The organism is Candidatus Margulisiibacteriota bacterium (assembly GCA_041658645.1).
GTDB lineage: Bacteria > Margulisbacteria > WOR-1 > O2-12-FULL-45-9 > XYB2-FULL-48-7 > JBAZZV01.
The window spans coordinates 224,902-239,661 of the sequence record JBAZZV010000001.1 but is presented as its reverse complement, the minus strand read 5'-3'; the positions used below and the strand labels follow the sequence as shown (position 1 = coordinate 239,661).

Genomic DNA, 14,760 nt, shown 5'->3' with positions numbered 1-14,760 from the left:
CTCATTTATTCCGCTCCATACTGCTATAGAAATATCTTAATTAAATCATCGAAATGTTTTGGTTGATACTTGTCCCAACCCTCTTGTTTTACATAAAGCATTTTGTAAGCAATTTTCTTTTGGCGGGCATTTGCGTCATCACACCATTGGGCAAGCCGCTTGATCTTTAAGGGATCATCTAAATCTTCTCGCCCCTTTGTTTCAACGATATACACAGTATTCTGGTCCACTTTGATGAAGAAATCCGGATAATAATTGGCTATTGTGCCATCGGCATTTTTGTAATCAATTTTAAAATGCACCTCATAATAGTTTTTGGCATAAGAAATGATCTCATCTTCTCCAAGCCGTTCAAGAAAGTCCGCGAATTCAAGCTCAAATTGGCTATCGCCAACAATCCTGTTAAAGGCGCTTCTTTTAGGAACCAAGTATGCTCGATCATTAACCACGAATGGCCGGCTGTCGCTGATCTTAATGAAATTCTTTATCTCGGCGTTGCCAACGTCCTTCACAGTGAGTGCGTTTATTTCTCTTTTGAATGTCTCAATGATAGTTTTTGTCGCTTCGAGCTCGGAAAGATTTCGCAAAATGTTTTTATCATCAAGCGTAATGGCCGATTCGAACAAGTACGATTGAATATATTCTTTAACTTTCCCAAATAAAATATCATAGCAACCGAATAACCGAAGTTCCCTCATTATGCTTTGAGCAAAGAACCCAACAACGCTCTGGTAATTAGGATCAATGTTGCCGTCCAGAATGGTCGTGTGATGGATATCATCTTCAACAACACGCTTAAATACAATTTCTCTTTGTTCTTGCTCATTAAATTGTTTAATTTTGATCTTTGGGGCTTTAAAGGTTGCGGGATCCAAATCGGACAAATTCTTATACTCCCGTTGAATCCTAGGCGTTAAGATTGGCAGTTCAATATCCAATTTTTTAATGTCTTTCTTTGGATTCGCATGATCAATTTCAATCACGGTTGGAGTTACGGCTTTTGTCGTGCCGTCCATCTTTCTCTTTTCCAACTCAACGCCCTCGGCCTTGATGGACTCGACAAATTCCATAAAAGCAGGGGTTCCGGTCACGCTAACATATTCCTCTACGTCATCCCTCCCAAAAAACATCCGCCTTAAACCGCGACCGAGCGTTTGCTCCGGCAAAATATTTGCCGCCGCCGAATACGCTCTAAGTCCAACAATAGTCGTTACATTCTTAACATCCCACCCTTCTTTCAGCATAAGGACCGAAACAATTACGGTATAGGGACTCTCGATGCTATCAATGATATTCGCTTCTCTGCGGAGTCGATCAAGTTCCTCTTTATCCTTCCCTTTGACCTTTTCCGATATATCGCCGCTTTTGTTGGTGTGGATGGTCAACACCTTACCTTTTAGATCGGGATAATTTTTTTCCAAGTATACTTGAACCTCATCACAGTTCTTTGTATCGTCAGTCATAATAAACAATATCGCCTTTTTTCTGGTCGGTTTAAGTTCTTTTGACGTCTTTCGCCATTCTTCAATCCCAAGATTAATATAATCTTCATATTTTTCGGTAAAAATGGCGCTTTGCTTTTCCTGCAATTTTGCCCGGCTCGCCTGATCTGGAAGTACGGGCGTTTTAACTATTCCTTGATGGATCGCCTCAACAAGAGGGTAATCGGATATGGTTTGGACAAATATGCCTCCGTTATCGTGTTTAGGAGTAGCGGTACAATCTAATTGCAGGGATATTTGCCTCCCCTTCTGTTTAAGTTTATTATTAATATCTTGAATCGACTTAAACCAGGCCATTTTGGGATCATGAATATGATGGGCCTCATCGTTAAAAACAATAAGCTCATCAATCTCTCTAACAACACTACTCAATTCAACCAGTGATTCGTTTGTTTTTGAGACCGGTTTTGCACCTAAAAAATATTCAGTTAAATCATCGTCACTAATAGACGCTTCTTTTATGTCCCCTTCATATACGCGATGGATATTGGTTAGAAATATGTTCCCAGTAGGAGATATTGCAGTTAAATCATCTTGCAGATGCAGTGTTATCTGAAAGTCATCTTGCCAGTTCCTGCCCTCATATCCATTTTCTGGCAATACAGGGTCTTGATAGAATATCTTAAGCCCGCCAAAATCAGTTTTAATGCGTTCAAGAACAATAATATTGGGAGTAATAAGAAGAAAGTTTCTAGCCAGCTCTGAATCGATCTCATAAAGCTTATGAAAATAAGCCCAAGCAAGAAGCAAGCTCATTACTTTAGTTTTTCCGCTTCCGGTAGCCATTTTAATTACCAAGCGGAGCCAATCCTCATCAAACATATTGGGGCTTACGCGGCCCAGCGTGTCATATTGAAGCAGATCGTACTTATTTCTCGCTCCGGCGACCTCATATAGCCAAATAATAGTTTCTACTGCTTCTCTCTGGGCAAAATAATACTGGAATGAAAAGGCGTTCCCGTCCACCCCATAGGTCAAGTGTTCTTGTTTAAACCACCAATTAAGAAGAGCTTTTGATGTGTTGCTTGCCCCTTCGTAGTTCTTGTCCCTCCAATCTTTAACTCGTTTTCGTAGTTCGGGGACAAATGGGGGAAGCAGTTTTTCATAGCCTTTTTCACGCAAAGCCTCCTCCGCAGGAAACCAGCGTATTGAAGGATCAAGTATTTGAAATTTGTCTTTTGGAAAGTTTTTATGTAATGCCATAATATTTTACCTAAGAGATCCTATAAATCAAAGCATCTCGAATAAATAATCCATTAATAATACTAGACGTGAATCTAATTTCTGCAATTGATAATGGCGCTGTTCTAACCGCTAGTTTAAGAAGATTAACTAAATTCTCATTTGTTGGGAAAAGCGATATATCACCGATATAAAGCCTCACAAATACTTGATCTTGTATATTTTCAAGAACCTCTCTGTAGCATTCTTGAGGAGTTTTATTGTTGAAATATGGGGATGATATTATTAATCTCCAGCTTTTTAAATCCTCAAAATAAAACCACAAAGCCGCAGAAGGCTTTATTTCTGTATTATCTAATGCCTTTAATATTGTTTTCCCATCTTCTACTAAAGACGGATCGAGTTTTATAATTTCTTCATTATCCATATTAAAATCCCATATCTTTTATTATCAATTGCATCCAAAAAGTCCCTTGTTATTTCCTTTTTTGTTATTAAATATCTCGATTCTTCGCTCCACTTCGTAATAACCCCCCATTTAGCCCCCAAATCATGATTGGTTTTAATATCATTCAAAAGTGATTCCTTTAATCCGCACGACAGTAATAATGTTTCGAGGTTATGACAATAAAGATCTTTAGTATCCTTTGGCGGGAAACTCATTTGTTTGCAATAATAAGCTTTTAAAGCCAACTCAATTGAGTAACCTGCCAAGTAGTAGGCGCCGCTAAATTTTCTTTTAGCGAATAAAATGCGAGACTCTCGAATCCTTTCCCTTGATAATTGTTTTAATATATTAAAGTTTGTTTGCTCTTGCTTCGCCATAAATTAAATATTAATTTCAATTACCCTAGTTGTATCATTCCCAAAGATATCAACCACTTTAACTGCTATCTTCCTTCGCCCCTTAGAGATCTCTTTCTCGGCAGAAACAAGATCGAGCTTCCTATCCTTTTTTGTCCTAAAAGACTGCCATTCATTTTCAAATATGTGCCCACCAGTCCATTCTTCTTTTTCTTCATTTGTCTTGGGATCTATTGAGCGAATAACCTCCTTGCGGCTTTGAAAGTCATAATCAACGGCCCAATAATCAACCCAATCGGCCCATTTCTTTGTTAACACTTCTTCCTTAATAATATCTGAGCCTTTCTCCTTAAAGAGCTTTATAACCTTTCCGTTTTCAACCTTAATCTTGCTGCCACCGGGTTTTAGGCTTTCTTCGATCTCGCCGGTATTATCCTGATTATAAAATACGCTAAAATCACAAAGCTCAACGCTGATAGTTTTGTTGTTCCCTTTGCCTTTTACAATGGGTTTTACGTCGATATATGCAACATCATAAAACTTCACATATCCTTTTTCGACAGCTCGACGATCAAAAACTTCACGAGGTATGATCTTAAACTGGACATCGACGCCTTGAGAACGCAGCTCCGAAAAATCTATCCCCATTTCGTAATCAAAGCCAAGAACATCAAACTTTGTAATGCCTTTTTCTTTAGCTTCTTTTATTGCGGTATCAACAAAAGCCGCTGACACGGGAGCATCAATTGGCCCAACTGCAACAAGCCGGTCTCGCTTTTTACCCACAAATAAATTGAACGAGTCAATCTTTTGGGCACTATAAGCCACAAGGATTAAATCAACAAATTGTTTTTCTTTGTTTTCTAATATTTGCTGTTTTTCCTTTTCCCTCACATCAACATCTACGTTTACATAGTGCTCACGTTCATATTTGCCCAAATTAAGTATTTCAAAGGCTCGGAAGTCTTTTCCCTCCTGCTTCATTTCACGTTGAACCTGAATCAGCCGTTTGCGTGACGTGTGAATCGCAAACCTCCCAAGATCGGATCCAATCCACTTCCTGCCCAGTTTTTCCGCCACTGCCAAAGTCGTGCCGGAGCCACTGAAAAAGCCGGCAACTATATCGCCTTCTTTTGAGGATGCCTTAATTATTCGTTCAAGTAGTGATTCGGGCTTTTGAGTTGGGTAGTCAACCTTTTCAAGCCCATTGCCTTGAATCCGATAAATATCAGCCCACCAATCTTCAGGTATTTTCCCGGCTTCTTTTAATCGATTTTTGTGTTTTTGTTCAGCATCATTTTCTCCGTATAAACCTGCGCCACCCGCACCTCTCCCTGTCCTCGCTATGGTTTCCTCTGAATATGGTATCGCCACTTCAGTCCAATTAAAGACTGAGTTATTATTTTTCTCAAAAGCTAAAATAGTCTCATGTTTTTGGATAAACTTAGTTTTTGCTTGTGACGCCCCCGTATAACACCAGATTATTTCGTTTCTAAAATTATCTTTCCCAAATACCTCATCTAACGCTAACCTCATATAACTATTCACTCGCCAATCGCAATGGACATAAATACTGCCATCATCTGCCAAAAGACCGTGCATCAGCTTCAACCGCTCATAAATCATAGCAATAAAGCTGTCGGCGCCCTTGCCCCAAGTATCCCGATAGGCGACCTCTTCAATAACAGACGGCTTTTTAGTAAAGGATTCGTCTCCAATCTCAACATTCATAGAAAAATCAGCCCCCACATCGAACGGCGGGTCAATGTAAATGAGCTTTAAGCCACCCTGTTTTTCAATTTCCCGCCGTATAGGACCATTTTTTAGAGAGGAAAGGATCAGCTTGTTATCACCCCAGATAAGTTTATTTGTCCACCCGCGAATTTGTCTTCCGGATGTATCAAATAAGGCCAGCTGGTCTTTACCTTTTTCAATCTTTTTGGTTCTTGGCTCATCAATATGCTCGATTGTTTGAAAGGGCAGAACAAGGTTGCAGGCCTCCTGAGTTTTACCATTCCATACCAGTTCAACCTCCCGGTCACCGGAGAATAAAAGAAATCGGTATTTGTCCGGCAAAGGTTTACCTTCTTGAATTAGCTTTATTGCGTCTCGTCTTTCGTTTTCTGTTAACCTCATAATTTATTTCCTCATTTCAGTATTGATATTATTGCAATAACAATGGCTATAATACCTATTAAATGCGAAGTTAACACGGCCTTGCGAGTTTCCCTTCTTAAAAACTCATTCTGATAAAATTGAAGTCTTATATTTATGTTTTGAGTACTTATATCAGAAGGATAATTTTTGAAATAGGTATCCATTAAAGTATTATATTTTTCATAAAATTCTTTGTCTGAAATCTTTTCTAGGGATCCGTTCTTTTTTAATGGCATCATTTTATTAATAAGGCCCCTATTTATGCAGAGTTGCATATATTCCGACCGCAACAGCTGCCCCTCGACTCGTCCGCCTCGACTCACTTCGTTCGCTCGGGACAAGCAATTATCGCGCCAAAAGTCGGGGTGTTGGCTTCCGGGGCAATTATAACACCGTAAGAGGTTGCTAAAGTAGCTATTTTACTATTTAATCACGAAATCAAATCAATTAATTACCAATAACCAAGGTACCTGCCTACGGCAGGCAGGCAATAACCAAACAATGTCGGGGAATTATCTAGACACCGTCGAATATATCCCAACCATGACCGCAGTCGCGGTTATGATTTTGTACCAGTTATCTTCAAAGAAATCGGGCTTTTTGCTCATGGTCACTCTATATAAGTTGCCGTGCTCAACAGTTAAAGTTGGGTCTATATCCGCATAGGCCCTGGCCTCATCAACCGATCTTGCCATTTTGACTTCCCAGGTATCTTTCTTGAGGTCATATTGAACCACATAGATGGGCTTGGGAGTAAGATTGATAACTAGCTGGGGATTATCAATATAGGCCGAATAACTGCTGGTTAGGAGCTTTTGCAGCCCGTTGAGCGTCTGCCCTTCTACCGAGATCACCCCTAGCATAGGGAGTGAGGCCTGCCCGTCCGGAGTGATTGTCTGTTTTGTTTTCAGCTCCGGGTGATTAACAATCTCCAGTTCGATGGTATCGTAGGCGCTAAGCTTATAAGCCTCGGCAAATGATGGGGTACAGAAGGACAAATGCCTGCCTACCGGCAGGCAGGTCAAATGAAGGATGGCTATTAATACAATACTGATTAGTTTTTTCATGATACCCCCTATTGTCTTATGTAGACTTCTCCCGAAAACAGGAGTTTTTGGTCATTTATCTTCGATTTCAATTCCTCTACCCTGATATTCACCTCCTCGAGCTGACTTTGCAGCACCGAAAGCTGGACATCTTGCTGGTAATGATCTTTTTTGTCCATGAGAAGCTTTTTGCCCAGGGGGGTTAGATCGTTATCGGTTTGAATTTCCTTGATCTGGGACTGAAGCTTTCTTTGCTGAGCATGGAGCTTAGCCAATTCGGCCCGGTCCAGTTTGCTCTGCAAATCAAAGTTGTGGGAAGAAGTTAGCTTAGCGATCTGGTCTTTTGAGGCGTAGGTTAGGACTAAATCCTGGCCTTTTTGTTCCATGATCTGAAAGCCGCCCTCATTGATCGGCAATTTAATATCCAGCCCCTCGGGTAAATGAACGACGCCGGAAATTAAGGCCCCGGTGGGGATACGTGATAGTAGATCACCCCGATTGGCCTTTTGAAACTCCTGACGCTCGACCACGATAGGGAAGGCGGTCTTTTTAACCCGAACGTGAGAAGCCAGAATATCCGCAGCCAGCGTGTCGCTTAGAGTACAAACATTGTCTTTATAAAGGATGATCAAACGTCCATTCTTGGCGTCCAGAATCTCGCCTCTGCCGACGACTGGTACGCGGGTTTCGTTCATAATGCCCTTAAATTCAACGTAGGCGTGGGTTTTTAAATACTTCGATTCCTCGATCGCTGATCCGGGCGTGGCCAAGAGCCAGTGGAGCGAGCTGATCAGCCCATACTTGGAGATCGGGAGGGCCAGGAACATTAAGCTTAACAAAAAGAAGAAAATGAACAGCTCAACTTTTGACCCGGAGGCGGGCCTAAAATTAGGACTTTTGGGAATAACGTCACGGACCGGTTCCGGCCAAAGCATTTGGCTCCCTCTAGGATTAAACATGTCTAACAACAAGTGAGAGAAATAGCTGATACTAAAGGCTGCGATCCAACGCGGGGCCAAATCCCAAGAAACAAGAGACAAATTACAAACAAAACCCAATAACCAAGTTACAATAAGCAAAAATGAAAAGATCACGGTAAAAATGAGCCAGCCGATCAGAGAGTGAGTGATGGTGCGGTGGCCGTATTTACGCTCGAGAGGAATAGAGATAAAGGGAAATATTCTGCCGATCGTCGAGCGGGGATGATCGATGTCGGGAATTATCGCGCCAAGGATCGACCAGAGAATGATCGTCCAGTGCAAGCCCCACTCTACCCCGAAAACAGCTAAGATCGTTAACGTTAAGAATATACCAAAAACACTATGGGTAGGTGCGAGCATATTATTTAACCATCTTCATAAAACGGATCACGGTCATTAGACTGGCAATAAGAGCGCCGGCCAAGATGTACCCTTCGAAACTGTGCGTGCCTAAAGCGACAAACCGGAAGAGCATCGCCGCTCCCCAAATAATAATTAACAGCGGGGTCCAGTCCCGATAGCGCGTACCCGCTTCGTGATAGATATCTCTGACCACCTCTTTGGTTATCACCGGCTTATGGCTGATCTGGCTGATCATGTCGACCATGGCCAGAGGAAGACGGTTGGAGACCGTTAAAATCCGCGTTTCGAGCATTTCGTAATCGCTGATAGCCAGGTTCTGGGTTAGATATTTGATCAGTTGTTTGGCGGATCCTTCGTTCAATGGGTTGAGCCTGATCTGCTTAAACTTCCACCAGACTTGTTCCAATTTTGGCTTGAGCGCGCTGGTCGCGGCCAAGATCGTGCAGTGTTCAAAAAGGGAGATAAACAGATCGGTGTCCGAACTCCTCAAGTCGTCCAGATTATCAATAATTAAGATGGGTGCCGGGTCTTGGGTACTGTAGGATCTTATGATAAAGTCGATCATCTCTCGGGCGGAATAGCCGGCCTTGAGCTGTTTCCGCCAATCGGGACCAACTTTGTCGCAAATCTGGCCCAGCATGCTTTTTAGCGGCTTGGGGGAAGCGAGATATAATGGATTAGGGCTGAATAGTCTGGTCAGATGTTTTAAAAGGTGGGTTTTGCCGATCCCCAACGGCCCGATCAGCAAGATGGGCTGTTTTTTTGCCAGGAGCAATCTGACATCATCAATAACGCGCTCCCGGCCAAAGACCAGCTCTTCGTGCTCGGGCAGGATATGCTCCTTCCGGCTGTTTACCAACTGGGCGATCTTTGGTGTGGTTGGGAAATATTTTGTCACCAGTTTAGCCAGTCGCGGGCGCGTATCGACTTTGGTTAAATCTTCGTTCAACACTTTTACTATGGGCGACTGTTTTGAGGCCAGGATATACCGGTTGATAGATTCATGATCGGTTATCCCAAGGATCGCCGCGGCTTTCGCGATCGAAACTTCCTGGGAAAAAAGCCGGACAGCAAAAGTATTCCGTAAGGTCTGGGAATTGACCCGTTTTTTAATCCCCGCTTGTTTGGCATATTTTGGGATAAGTTGGTTAATGCTGCGGAGAGATAAAGCGTTCAGCGCCCCTCGGCTGGTAGTAAAGAAGGCGGAAACCTGGGAATCGACCCGCTCTTTTGACCACCGGGCTAAAGCTTCGAAGGCCTGATCATTGAGGGGGATCTCCCTGGGGCGTTTCCCCTTCACGGACAGTATCTTGCTTTCCCATTTGATCCAGTCGGTTTTAAGGCCAACCGCTTCTTGTAAAAATAACCCGGTATTGAGAAAAAGGGCAACAACGGCTTGGTCGCGCGGATGATCGATCACCCTAAGCAGAGCATTGGTCTCGTTGATAGTTAGATATTCAATCTGGTTCGGCATGCTACAGCAAGAGCAATACTATTGCCAGTTCAAGCAAAGCCATTATTATCCATTTTTACGCAAAATATTGATTTAAGATCGCGACCTAACCTGGCGATATTTCGTCACAACCGGCGAAATATCGATATTATTCCTGTCAACCCAAGATAGAAACATATTGAAATCTTCCAAGTTTTATGCTATTATTTCCCCATCATGGCCGAAGAATACAAAGCCACTTCCATTGACAAGACCAAGGGTTCAGCCGAGTTTTCCGAGGTCGAAGAGCTGATCCGCCAAACCCTGGCCGAAAGCAAAAAGCTGGAAAAGCCGGCCCAGGCCGCGACCCCGCTGACGACCCCTGTCCCAGTCACGGCTGAACCGAGAAAAGAAGAATTCCGGGCGACCACCTTCACCCCGCCTAAACCGGCGCAACCGGTGGCGGCTCCGGTCGCTCCGAAACCGGTCGCCAGCGGCCCGGCCAAGGAAGTCCCCCAGGCCTCCGGTTATGAGGCGACCTTCAAGGAATATAAGATCGGCGATATTGTTAAGGGGAAAGTCCTTAAAGTTGACCCTTCCGGTATCCTGGTCGACATCAATTATAAGGCCGACGGGCTGATCCTCCCCGAAGAGATCACCGACCGGGCCTCGGACGAGCATCTCAAGGTCGGCGAGATCATCAACGTTCTGATCGAGAACCTCGAGAACAAAGAAGGCTATGTCGTCCTCTCCAAGCGCAAGGCCGACTTCGAGGTCAAATGGAAAATTGCCCAGGACGCCTTCCGCGATCACACGGTCCTGTCCGGCCAGGTCATCCAGGTCCTGCGCGGCGGACTGGTCGTCGATTGCGACGGTCTGCGCGGCTTTGTCCCGGCGTCCCAGGTCAGCCTGCCGGCCGGAGCAACTCTCGAAAGTCTCGCCGACCAGACGATCCCCGTCAAGGTCATTGAGGTCAATAGCCGGCAGGGGAAGATCGTCCTTTCGCACAAGCAGGCCGCCGGCCAAAAAGGCCAGGTCGACACGAACAAGCTCTTCAACGAACTCGAAGTGGGACAGGTCCGCCACGGCAAGGTCGTTAATCTCAAAACTTTCGGCGCCTTTGTCGATCTGGGCGGCGTAGAGGGACTGATCCACCTGACCGAACTATCCTGGAAGCGGGTCAAGCACCCCTCGGAAGTGGTCAAGACCGGCCAGGAGTTAGATGTTTTCGTCCTCGGGGTCGACAAGATCAGCAAAAAGGTTTCGCTGGGATTGAAGGAATTGCAGCCGGACCCTTGGGCCAACGCGACCCAGCTCTACAAGCCCGGCCAGATAGTTAAAGCCAAGATCCTCCGCTTCGCCAAGTTCGGCGCTTTTGCCGAATTGGAACAGGGGCTGGAGGGGTTGATCCATATCTCCGAGATGTCCAAAGAGCCGGTCGAGAAACCGGAAGATGCCGGGAAGATCGGCGACGTGGTTGACGTCAAGATCCTCCGCGTCCTCCCCGACGAACAGCGGATCGGCCTCTCGATGAAAGCGGTCCGGGTCGCGGAGGAACGGGAAGCGAATAAGGCCGCCGCCAATCCGCCGGTCGAAGAAAAGAAGATCACCATCGGCGACATGATCGCCGACAAAGAGCGGGCCAAAGCCGAACGCGACGCCGAGTTTGAGGTTGAGGTCGAATTACCACCCGCCGCGCAATGAAGTTCGTCGAACAGCTCGACCGGGCCATCACCCAAAACAATTCCCAACTCTGCGTCGGCCTGGATGTTGACCTTAGCCGCTTCCCCCAGAAATATTTATCGAGCGACGATCCGATCTTTAATTTCAACCGCGAGATCATTGCCGCGACCAAGGATCAGGTCTGCGCCTACAAGCCGAACAGCGCCTTCTACGAAATGTACGGTGTTTACGGCTTAAGCGCCCTCCTCAAAACGATCGAGTTCATCCATCAGGAGACGAAAGTACCGGTCATCCTCGACGCCAAGCGGGGCGACGTCGGACACTCCTCGGCGGCCTATGCTAAAAGCGTCTTTGACGCCTGCAAAGCCGATGCCACGACCGTCAACCCGTATATGGGCCACGACTCGGTCCAGCCGTTCCTCGATTATCAGGAAAAAGGGGTTTTTATCCTCTGTTTGACCTCCAACGTGGGGGGAAAAGACTTTCAGGCAGCGGGGAAAGAGCCACTCTATATTTCGGTCGCCAAACATGTTAAAGAATGGAACCACTACGGCAACTGCGGCCTGGTGGTCGGCGCGACCAAACCGGAAGAGCTGAAGGAGATCAAGGCGCTCGCCGGCGAGATGCCGATCTTGATCCCGGGCGTCGGGGCGCAAGGGGGCGACCTCAAAGCCGCCGTTAAGTTTGGCGGCCAGCGGGCGATCATTAACGCTTCACGCAGTATCATTTACGCCGCTGACCCGGGAGCCGAAGCGAAAAAGCTAAGGGACGAGATTAACCAATGGCGCTGATCGAAGTTGTGGACAATCAATATCCCGATCGGGAGTACACGGTAAATATCGAGTTCCCGGAGTTTACTTGTGTTTGCCCGAAGACCGGCTTGCCGGATTTTGCCACGATCCTGATCGATTACGTCCCGGGGAAGAAATTAGTGGAGTTGAAGTCGCTGAAGCTGTATTTTATCTCCTACCGCAATGTCGGTGCTTTCCACGAGCATGTCATTAACAAAATACTGGATGACTTTGTCGCCGCCTGCCGCCCCCGCTCGGCCAAAATAATCGGCGAATTCAGCGTCCGCGGCGGGATCATGACGACGGTAACAGCTAGTATGTAGAATCAGCCTGCTGTAGTATTTTTAATTCAATGGGGTCGTCTTCCGCAAAGGGCTCGACGCGGGGATCGTGTTTCTTGACCATCAGGACGATCTCGGAAGATTCCCCCAACCGCGCCAGCATTTCTGATCCGATCGCCCCATGGTGCTTGTGGATGTAGTAGCGGCGCCAGAGCCGGTTGGTTTTCCCCTGTTCGGCCAACCAGGCGTATAGTCCTGGGAAAAAGAAACGAAAAATGACCAACCACGACTTAGTCAGGACAGAATTTCTTTCCGCCACCTTCCCGATGTCGTGGAGCAAACCAAGCTTGACCAGCTTCTGCGGATCAAGCTCGGGATTATAAAGAGCCAGCTCGAGCATCTTGCGGGCCACGATCACCGCGTGCTTTTTCTCGAACCCCGGCAGCTGGTTGAACAGTTCCATCTCCTCGGCGTTGAGATAGCTCCGGGCAAAGGCCTCGTCCGCTTCGCCGTAAACCGCGGTCATCCCGAACCAGAACTGTTTCCAACGATAGGCCAGGTTAGCCAGCATCTAAGGCGTCTCGCAATTTCTCGACCAGCTTGATCATCTGGCCAACCTTCTTCTTGGCGATCAGGTCAACCAGGGCCGACCCGACGATCACGCCGTCGGCGTACCTAGCGATCTCTTTGGCTTGGACTGGCGTGGAAACGCCAAACCCGACCGCCAGCGGCAACTTGGTCTGCCGGCGAACCCGGGCGACCAGCTCGGCAATATTCCCCGCCACCCCCACCCTCTTCCCCGTCACTCCCTTGAGGGAAACGAGGTAAACGAACCCGGACGACCGGGCGGTGATCAGCTTGATCCGGGCATCAGAACTAGTGGGCGCGACTAAATATATTTGGTCGACTGTCGACTCTTCCGGCGGTAAATCCGGGATTATCACGCCGTCTACGCCAAACCGCTCGCAATCGGCGTAGAACTTATTTTCGCCATATTGATAAACGAGATTGTAGGCGAGCATAAAGCAGAGCGGGACCGCGCTCTTCCGCCGGACTTTCTTGACCAGTTTAAAAACATCCGCCAGAGTAACATTCTTTTTGAGGGCCCGGACATGCGAGGCCTGGATGACCGGGCCGTCGGCCAGCGGATCGGAGAAAGGGATACCCAGCTCAATAATATCCGCGCCGGCCGCCGCCAGCTGATAGACCAGTTTTTCCGACACCGCCAGCGAGGGGTCACCGGCGGTGATATAGGTTATTAATGCTTTACGTTTTGAAAAGGCTTCTGACAGTTTCGACATCTTTATCTCCTCTACCCGACAAACAAACGATGATCGTTTGGTCCCGGCCCAGCTGGGGAGCCAGTTTTTTCAAGTGAGCAATGGCGTGAGACGATTCCAGCGCCGGGATGATCCCCTCCGTCCGGGAGAGGAGCCGGAAGCCGGCCAGCGCCTCCCGGTCGTTGATCGTAACATACTCGGCCCGGCCGGTTTCTTTGAGATAACTGTGCTCCGGTCCGACGCCGGAATAATCAAGCCCCGCCGAGACCGAGTGGGTCGTCTCGATCTGGCCGCTCTTCGTTTGCAGAACATAAGCTTTGGCACCGTGGAGGACGCCGATCTTACCCCGAGTAAGCGAAGCGGCGCCGGCCGCCTCCACCCCGACGATCTTGACCGTCGGTTCTTCCAGGAAGGGATAAAAGAGCCCGATCGAGTTACTCCCGCCGCCGACACAGGCGACCAGGTAGTCCGGCTCTCTCTTTTCCAGAGCAAAATGCTGGCCCTTGGCCTCCCGCCCGATGACCGACTGGAAATCGCGCACCATCATCGGATACGGGTGCGGGCCCATCACGGAGCCAAGACAATAGTATGTATCGTCAGGGTTGGCCATCCAATCACGGAAGGCCTCATTGACCGCGTCCTTGAGCGTCCGGCTCCCGCTTTTGACCGGGACAACTGTCGCGCCGAGTAATTGCATCCGGAAAACATTAAGCGCCTGGCGGTGAACATCTTCTTCGCCCATGTAGACGACGCACTCCAGACCGAACAGGGTCGCCGCCGTCGCGGTCGCCACCCCATGTTGCCCCGCTCCGGTCTCGGCGATCACCCGGTGTTTCCCCATCCGCCTGGCCAGGAGGGCTTGCCCCAGGACATTATTGATCTTATGCGAACCGGTGTGGGCGAGGTCTTCCCGCTTGAGATATATCTTCGCTCCGCCCAGTAGGGCGCTCAACCGCTCGGCATAATACAACGGAGTTGGCCGTCCGGCGTAGGACTCCAGGAACGCGTCAAGTTCCGCCTGGAATTTTGGATCGGCTTTGGCCGTCAGGTAGGCGGTGGTCAATTCTTCCAGCGGTGCCATCAAGGTTTCCGGCGCATAGCGCCCGCCGAATTGGCCAAAATGGCCGGTGGCGTCAGGGAGGGAAAAGAAGTTAGGCATAACCATGTTGGCTTTATTATAGTTTATCGAAAAAGCGCTTGCAAACTTAATTGGAGCCATTATAATTACCTGCAAGGGGGGTGAGCCCGATAAAACCTTG

13 protein-coding genes are annotated in these 14,760 nt (G+C 47.4%); 3 read left to right on the top strand and 10 right to left on the bottom strand.

Translation table 11 applies throughout. The features are described 5' to 3' along the window. Positions 1-23: 23 nt before the first annotated feature. The 7 genes from WC903_01225 to WC903_01195 form a co-directional block, all read right to left on the bottom strand. Positions 24-2,705: a DEAD/DEAH box helicase family protein gene (locus WC903_01225; protein ID MFA5892578.1), complete on the bottom strand. Its 2,682-nt coding sequence runs from the start codon at positions 2,703-2,705 to the stop codon at positions 24-26. Between the two features lie 10 nt (positions 2,706-2,715). After that, the gene (locus tag WC903_01220) at positions 2,716-3,111 is read right to left on the bottom strand and encodes a hypothetical protein (protein ID MFA5892577.1); all 396 of its coding nucleotides are present in this window, start codon (positions 3,109-3,111) and stop codon (positions 2,716-2,718) included. After that, positions 3,090-3,509, bottom strand: a complete 420-nt coding sequence (locus tag WC903_01215) for a DNA-binding protein (GenBank protein MFA5892576.1) — start codon at positions 3,507-3,509, stop codon at positions 3,090-3,092. The genes WC903_01220 and WC903_01215 overlap by 22 nt, the downstream gene beginning before the upstream one ends. A 3-nt stretch (positions 3,510-3,512) precedes the next feature. Next, complete coding sequence (locus WC903_01210; protein ID MFA5892575.1) at positions 3,513-5,624, bottom strand: site-specific DNA-methyltransferase; 2,112 nt, start codon at positions 5,622-5,624, stop codon at positions 3,513-3,515. Between the two features lie 533 nt (positions 5,625-6,157). Then, positions 6,158-6,712 carry a polysaccharide biosynthesis/export family protein gene (locus WC903_01205; GenBank protein MFA5892574.1) on the bottom strand — a complete coding sequence of 185 codons (555 nt, stop codon included), beginning with the start codon at positions 6,710-6,712 and terminating at the stop codon, positions 6,158-6,160. Positions 6,713-6,720: 8 nt separating this feature from the next. Next, positions 6,721-8,031, bottom strand: a complete 1,311-nt coding sequence (locus tag WC903_01200) for a metal-dependent hydrolase (GenBank protein ID MFA5892573.1) — start codon at positions 8,029-8,031, stop codon at positions 6,721-6,723. Position 8,032: 1 nt separating this feature from the next. Next, positions 8,033-9,508: a tyrosine-type recombinase/integrase gene (locus WC903_01195; GenBank protein ID MFA5892572.1), complete on the bottom strand. Its 1,476-nt coding sequence runs from the start codon at positions 9,506-9,508 to the stop codon at positions 8,033-8,035. A gap of 195 nt (positions 9,509-9,703) precedes the next feature. Between WC903_01195 and WC903_01190 the strand changes: the two genes are divergently transcribed. From WC903_01190 to queF, 3 genes are read left to right on the top strand one after another with little or no spacing between them, the layout of a single operon-like run. After that, the gene (locus WC903_01190) at positions 9,704-11,170 is read left to right on the top strand and encodes a S1 RNA-binding domain-containing protein (protein ID MFA5892571.1); all 1,467 of its coding nucleotides are present in this window, start codon (positions 9,704-9,706) and stop codon (positions 11,168-11,170) included. Further along, positions 11,167-11,940 (top strand): orotidine-5'-phosphate decarboxylase, encoded by a 774-nt coding sequence (gene pyrF / locus WC903_01185; protein MFA5892570.1) that lies wholly within the window; start codon positions 11,167-11,169, stop codon positions 11,938-11,940. Before WC903_01190 ends, pyrF begins: the two co-directional genes overlap by 4 nt. Continuing rightward, positions 11,931-12,263 carry a preQ(1) synthase gene (gene queF / locus WC903_01180; protein MFA5892569.1) on the top strand — a complete coding sequence of 111 codons (333 nt, stop codon included), beginning with the start codon at positions 11,931-11,933 and terminating at the stop codon, positions 12,261-12,263. The genes pyrF and queF overlap by 10 nt, the downstream gene beginning before the upstream one ends. Here queF and WC903_01175 read toward each other — a convergent pair. From WC903_01175 to trpB, 3 genes are read right to left on the bottom strand one after another with little or no spacing between them, the layout of a single operon-like run. Next, positions 12,253-12,792: an HD domain-containing protein gene (locus WC903_01175; protein ID MFA5892568.1), complete on the bottom strand. Its 540-nt coding sequence runs from the start codon at positions 12,790-12,792 to the stop codon at positions 12,253-12,255. The genes queF and WC903_01175 overlap by 11 nt on opposite strands. After that, complete coding sequence (trpA, locus tag WC903_01170) at positions 12,782-13,522, bottom strand: tryptophan synthase subunit alpha (GenBank protein MFA5892567.1); 741 nt, start codon at positions 13,520-13,522, stop codon at positions 12,782-12,784. The genes WC903_01175 and trpA overlap by 11 nt, the downstream gene beginning before the upstream one ends. Further along, positions 13,488-14,660: a tryptophan synthase subunit beta gene (gene trpB, locus WC903_01165; GenBank protein ID MFA5892566.1), complete on the bottom strand. Its 1,173-nt coding sequence runs from the start codon at positions 14,658-14,660 to the stop codon at positions 13,488-13,490. The genes trpA and trpB overlap by 35 nt, the downstream gene beginning before the upstream one ends. Between the last annotated feature and the right edge of the window lie 100 nt (positions 14,661-14,760).

Coding starts and splice junctions, on each gene's coding strand:
- WC903_01225 (MFA5892578.1), bottom strand. CDS start 2,705: ATGGCATTACATAAAAACTTTCCAAAAGACAAATTTCAAATACTTGAT.
- WC903_01220 (MFA5892577.1), bottom strand. CDS start 3,111: ATGGATAATGAAGAAATTATAAAACTCGATCCGTCTTTAGTAGAAGAT.
- WC903_01215 (MFA5892576.1), bottom strand. CDS start 3,509: ATGGCGAAGCAAGAGCAAACAAACTTTAATATATTAAAACAATTATCA.
- WC903_01210 (MFA5892575.1), bottom strand. CDS start 5,624: ATGAGGTTAACAGAAAACGAAAGACGAGACGCAATAAAGCTAATTCAA.
- WC903_01205 (MFA5892574.1), bottom strand. CDS start 6,712: ATGAAAAAACTAATCAGTATTGTATTAATAGCCATCCTTCATTTGACC.
- WC903_01200 (MFA5892573.1), bottom strand. CDS start 8,031: ATGCTCGCACCTACCCATAGTGTTTTTGGTATATTCTTAACGTTAACG.
- WC903_01195 (MFA5892572.1), bottom strand. CDS start 9,508: ATGCCGAACCAGATTGAATATCTAACTATCAACGAGACCAATGCTCTG.
- WC903_01190 (MFA5892571.1), top strand. CDS start 9,704: ATGGCCGAAGAATACAAAGCCACTTCCATTGACAAGACCAAGGGTTCA.
- pyrF (MFA5892570.1), top strand. CDS start 11,167: ATGAAGTTCGTCGAACAGCTCGACCGGGCCATCACCCAAAACAATTCC.
- queF (MFA5892569.1), top strand. CDS start 11,931: ATGGCGCTGATCGAAGTTGTGGACAATCAATATCCCGATCGGGAGTAC.
- WC903_01175 (MFA5892568.1), bottom strand. CDS start 12,792: ATGCTGGCTAACCTGGCCTATCGTTGGAAACAGTTCTGGTTCGGGATG.
- trpA (MFA5892567.1), bottom strand. CDS start 13,522: ATGTCGAAACTGTCAGAAGCCTTTTCAAAACGTAAAGCATTAATAACC.
- trpB (MFA5892566.1), bottom strand. CDS start 14,660: ATGCCTAACTTCTTTTCCCTCCCTGACGCCACCGGCCATTTTGGCCAA.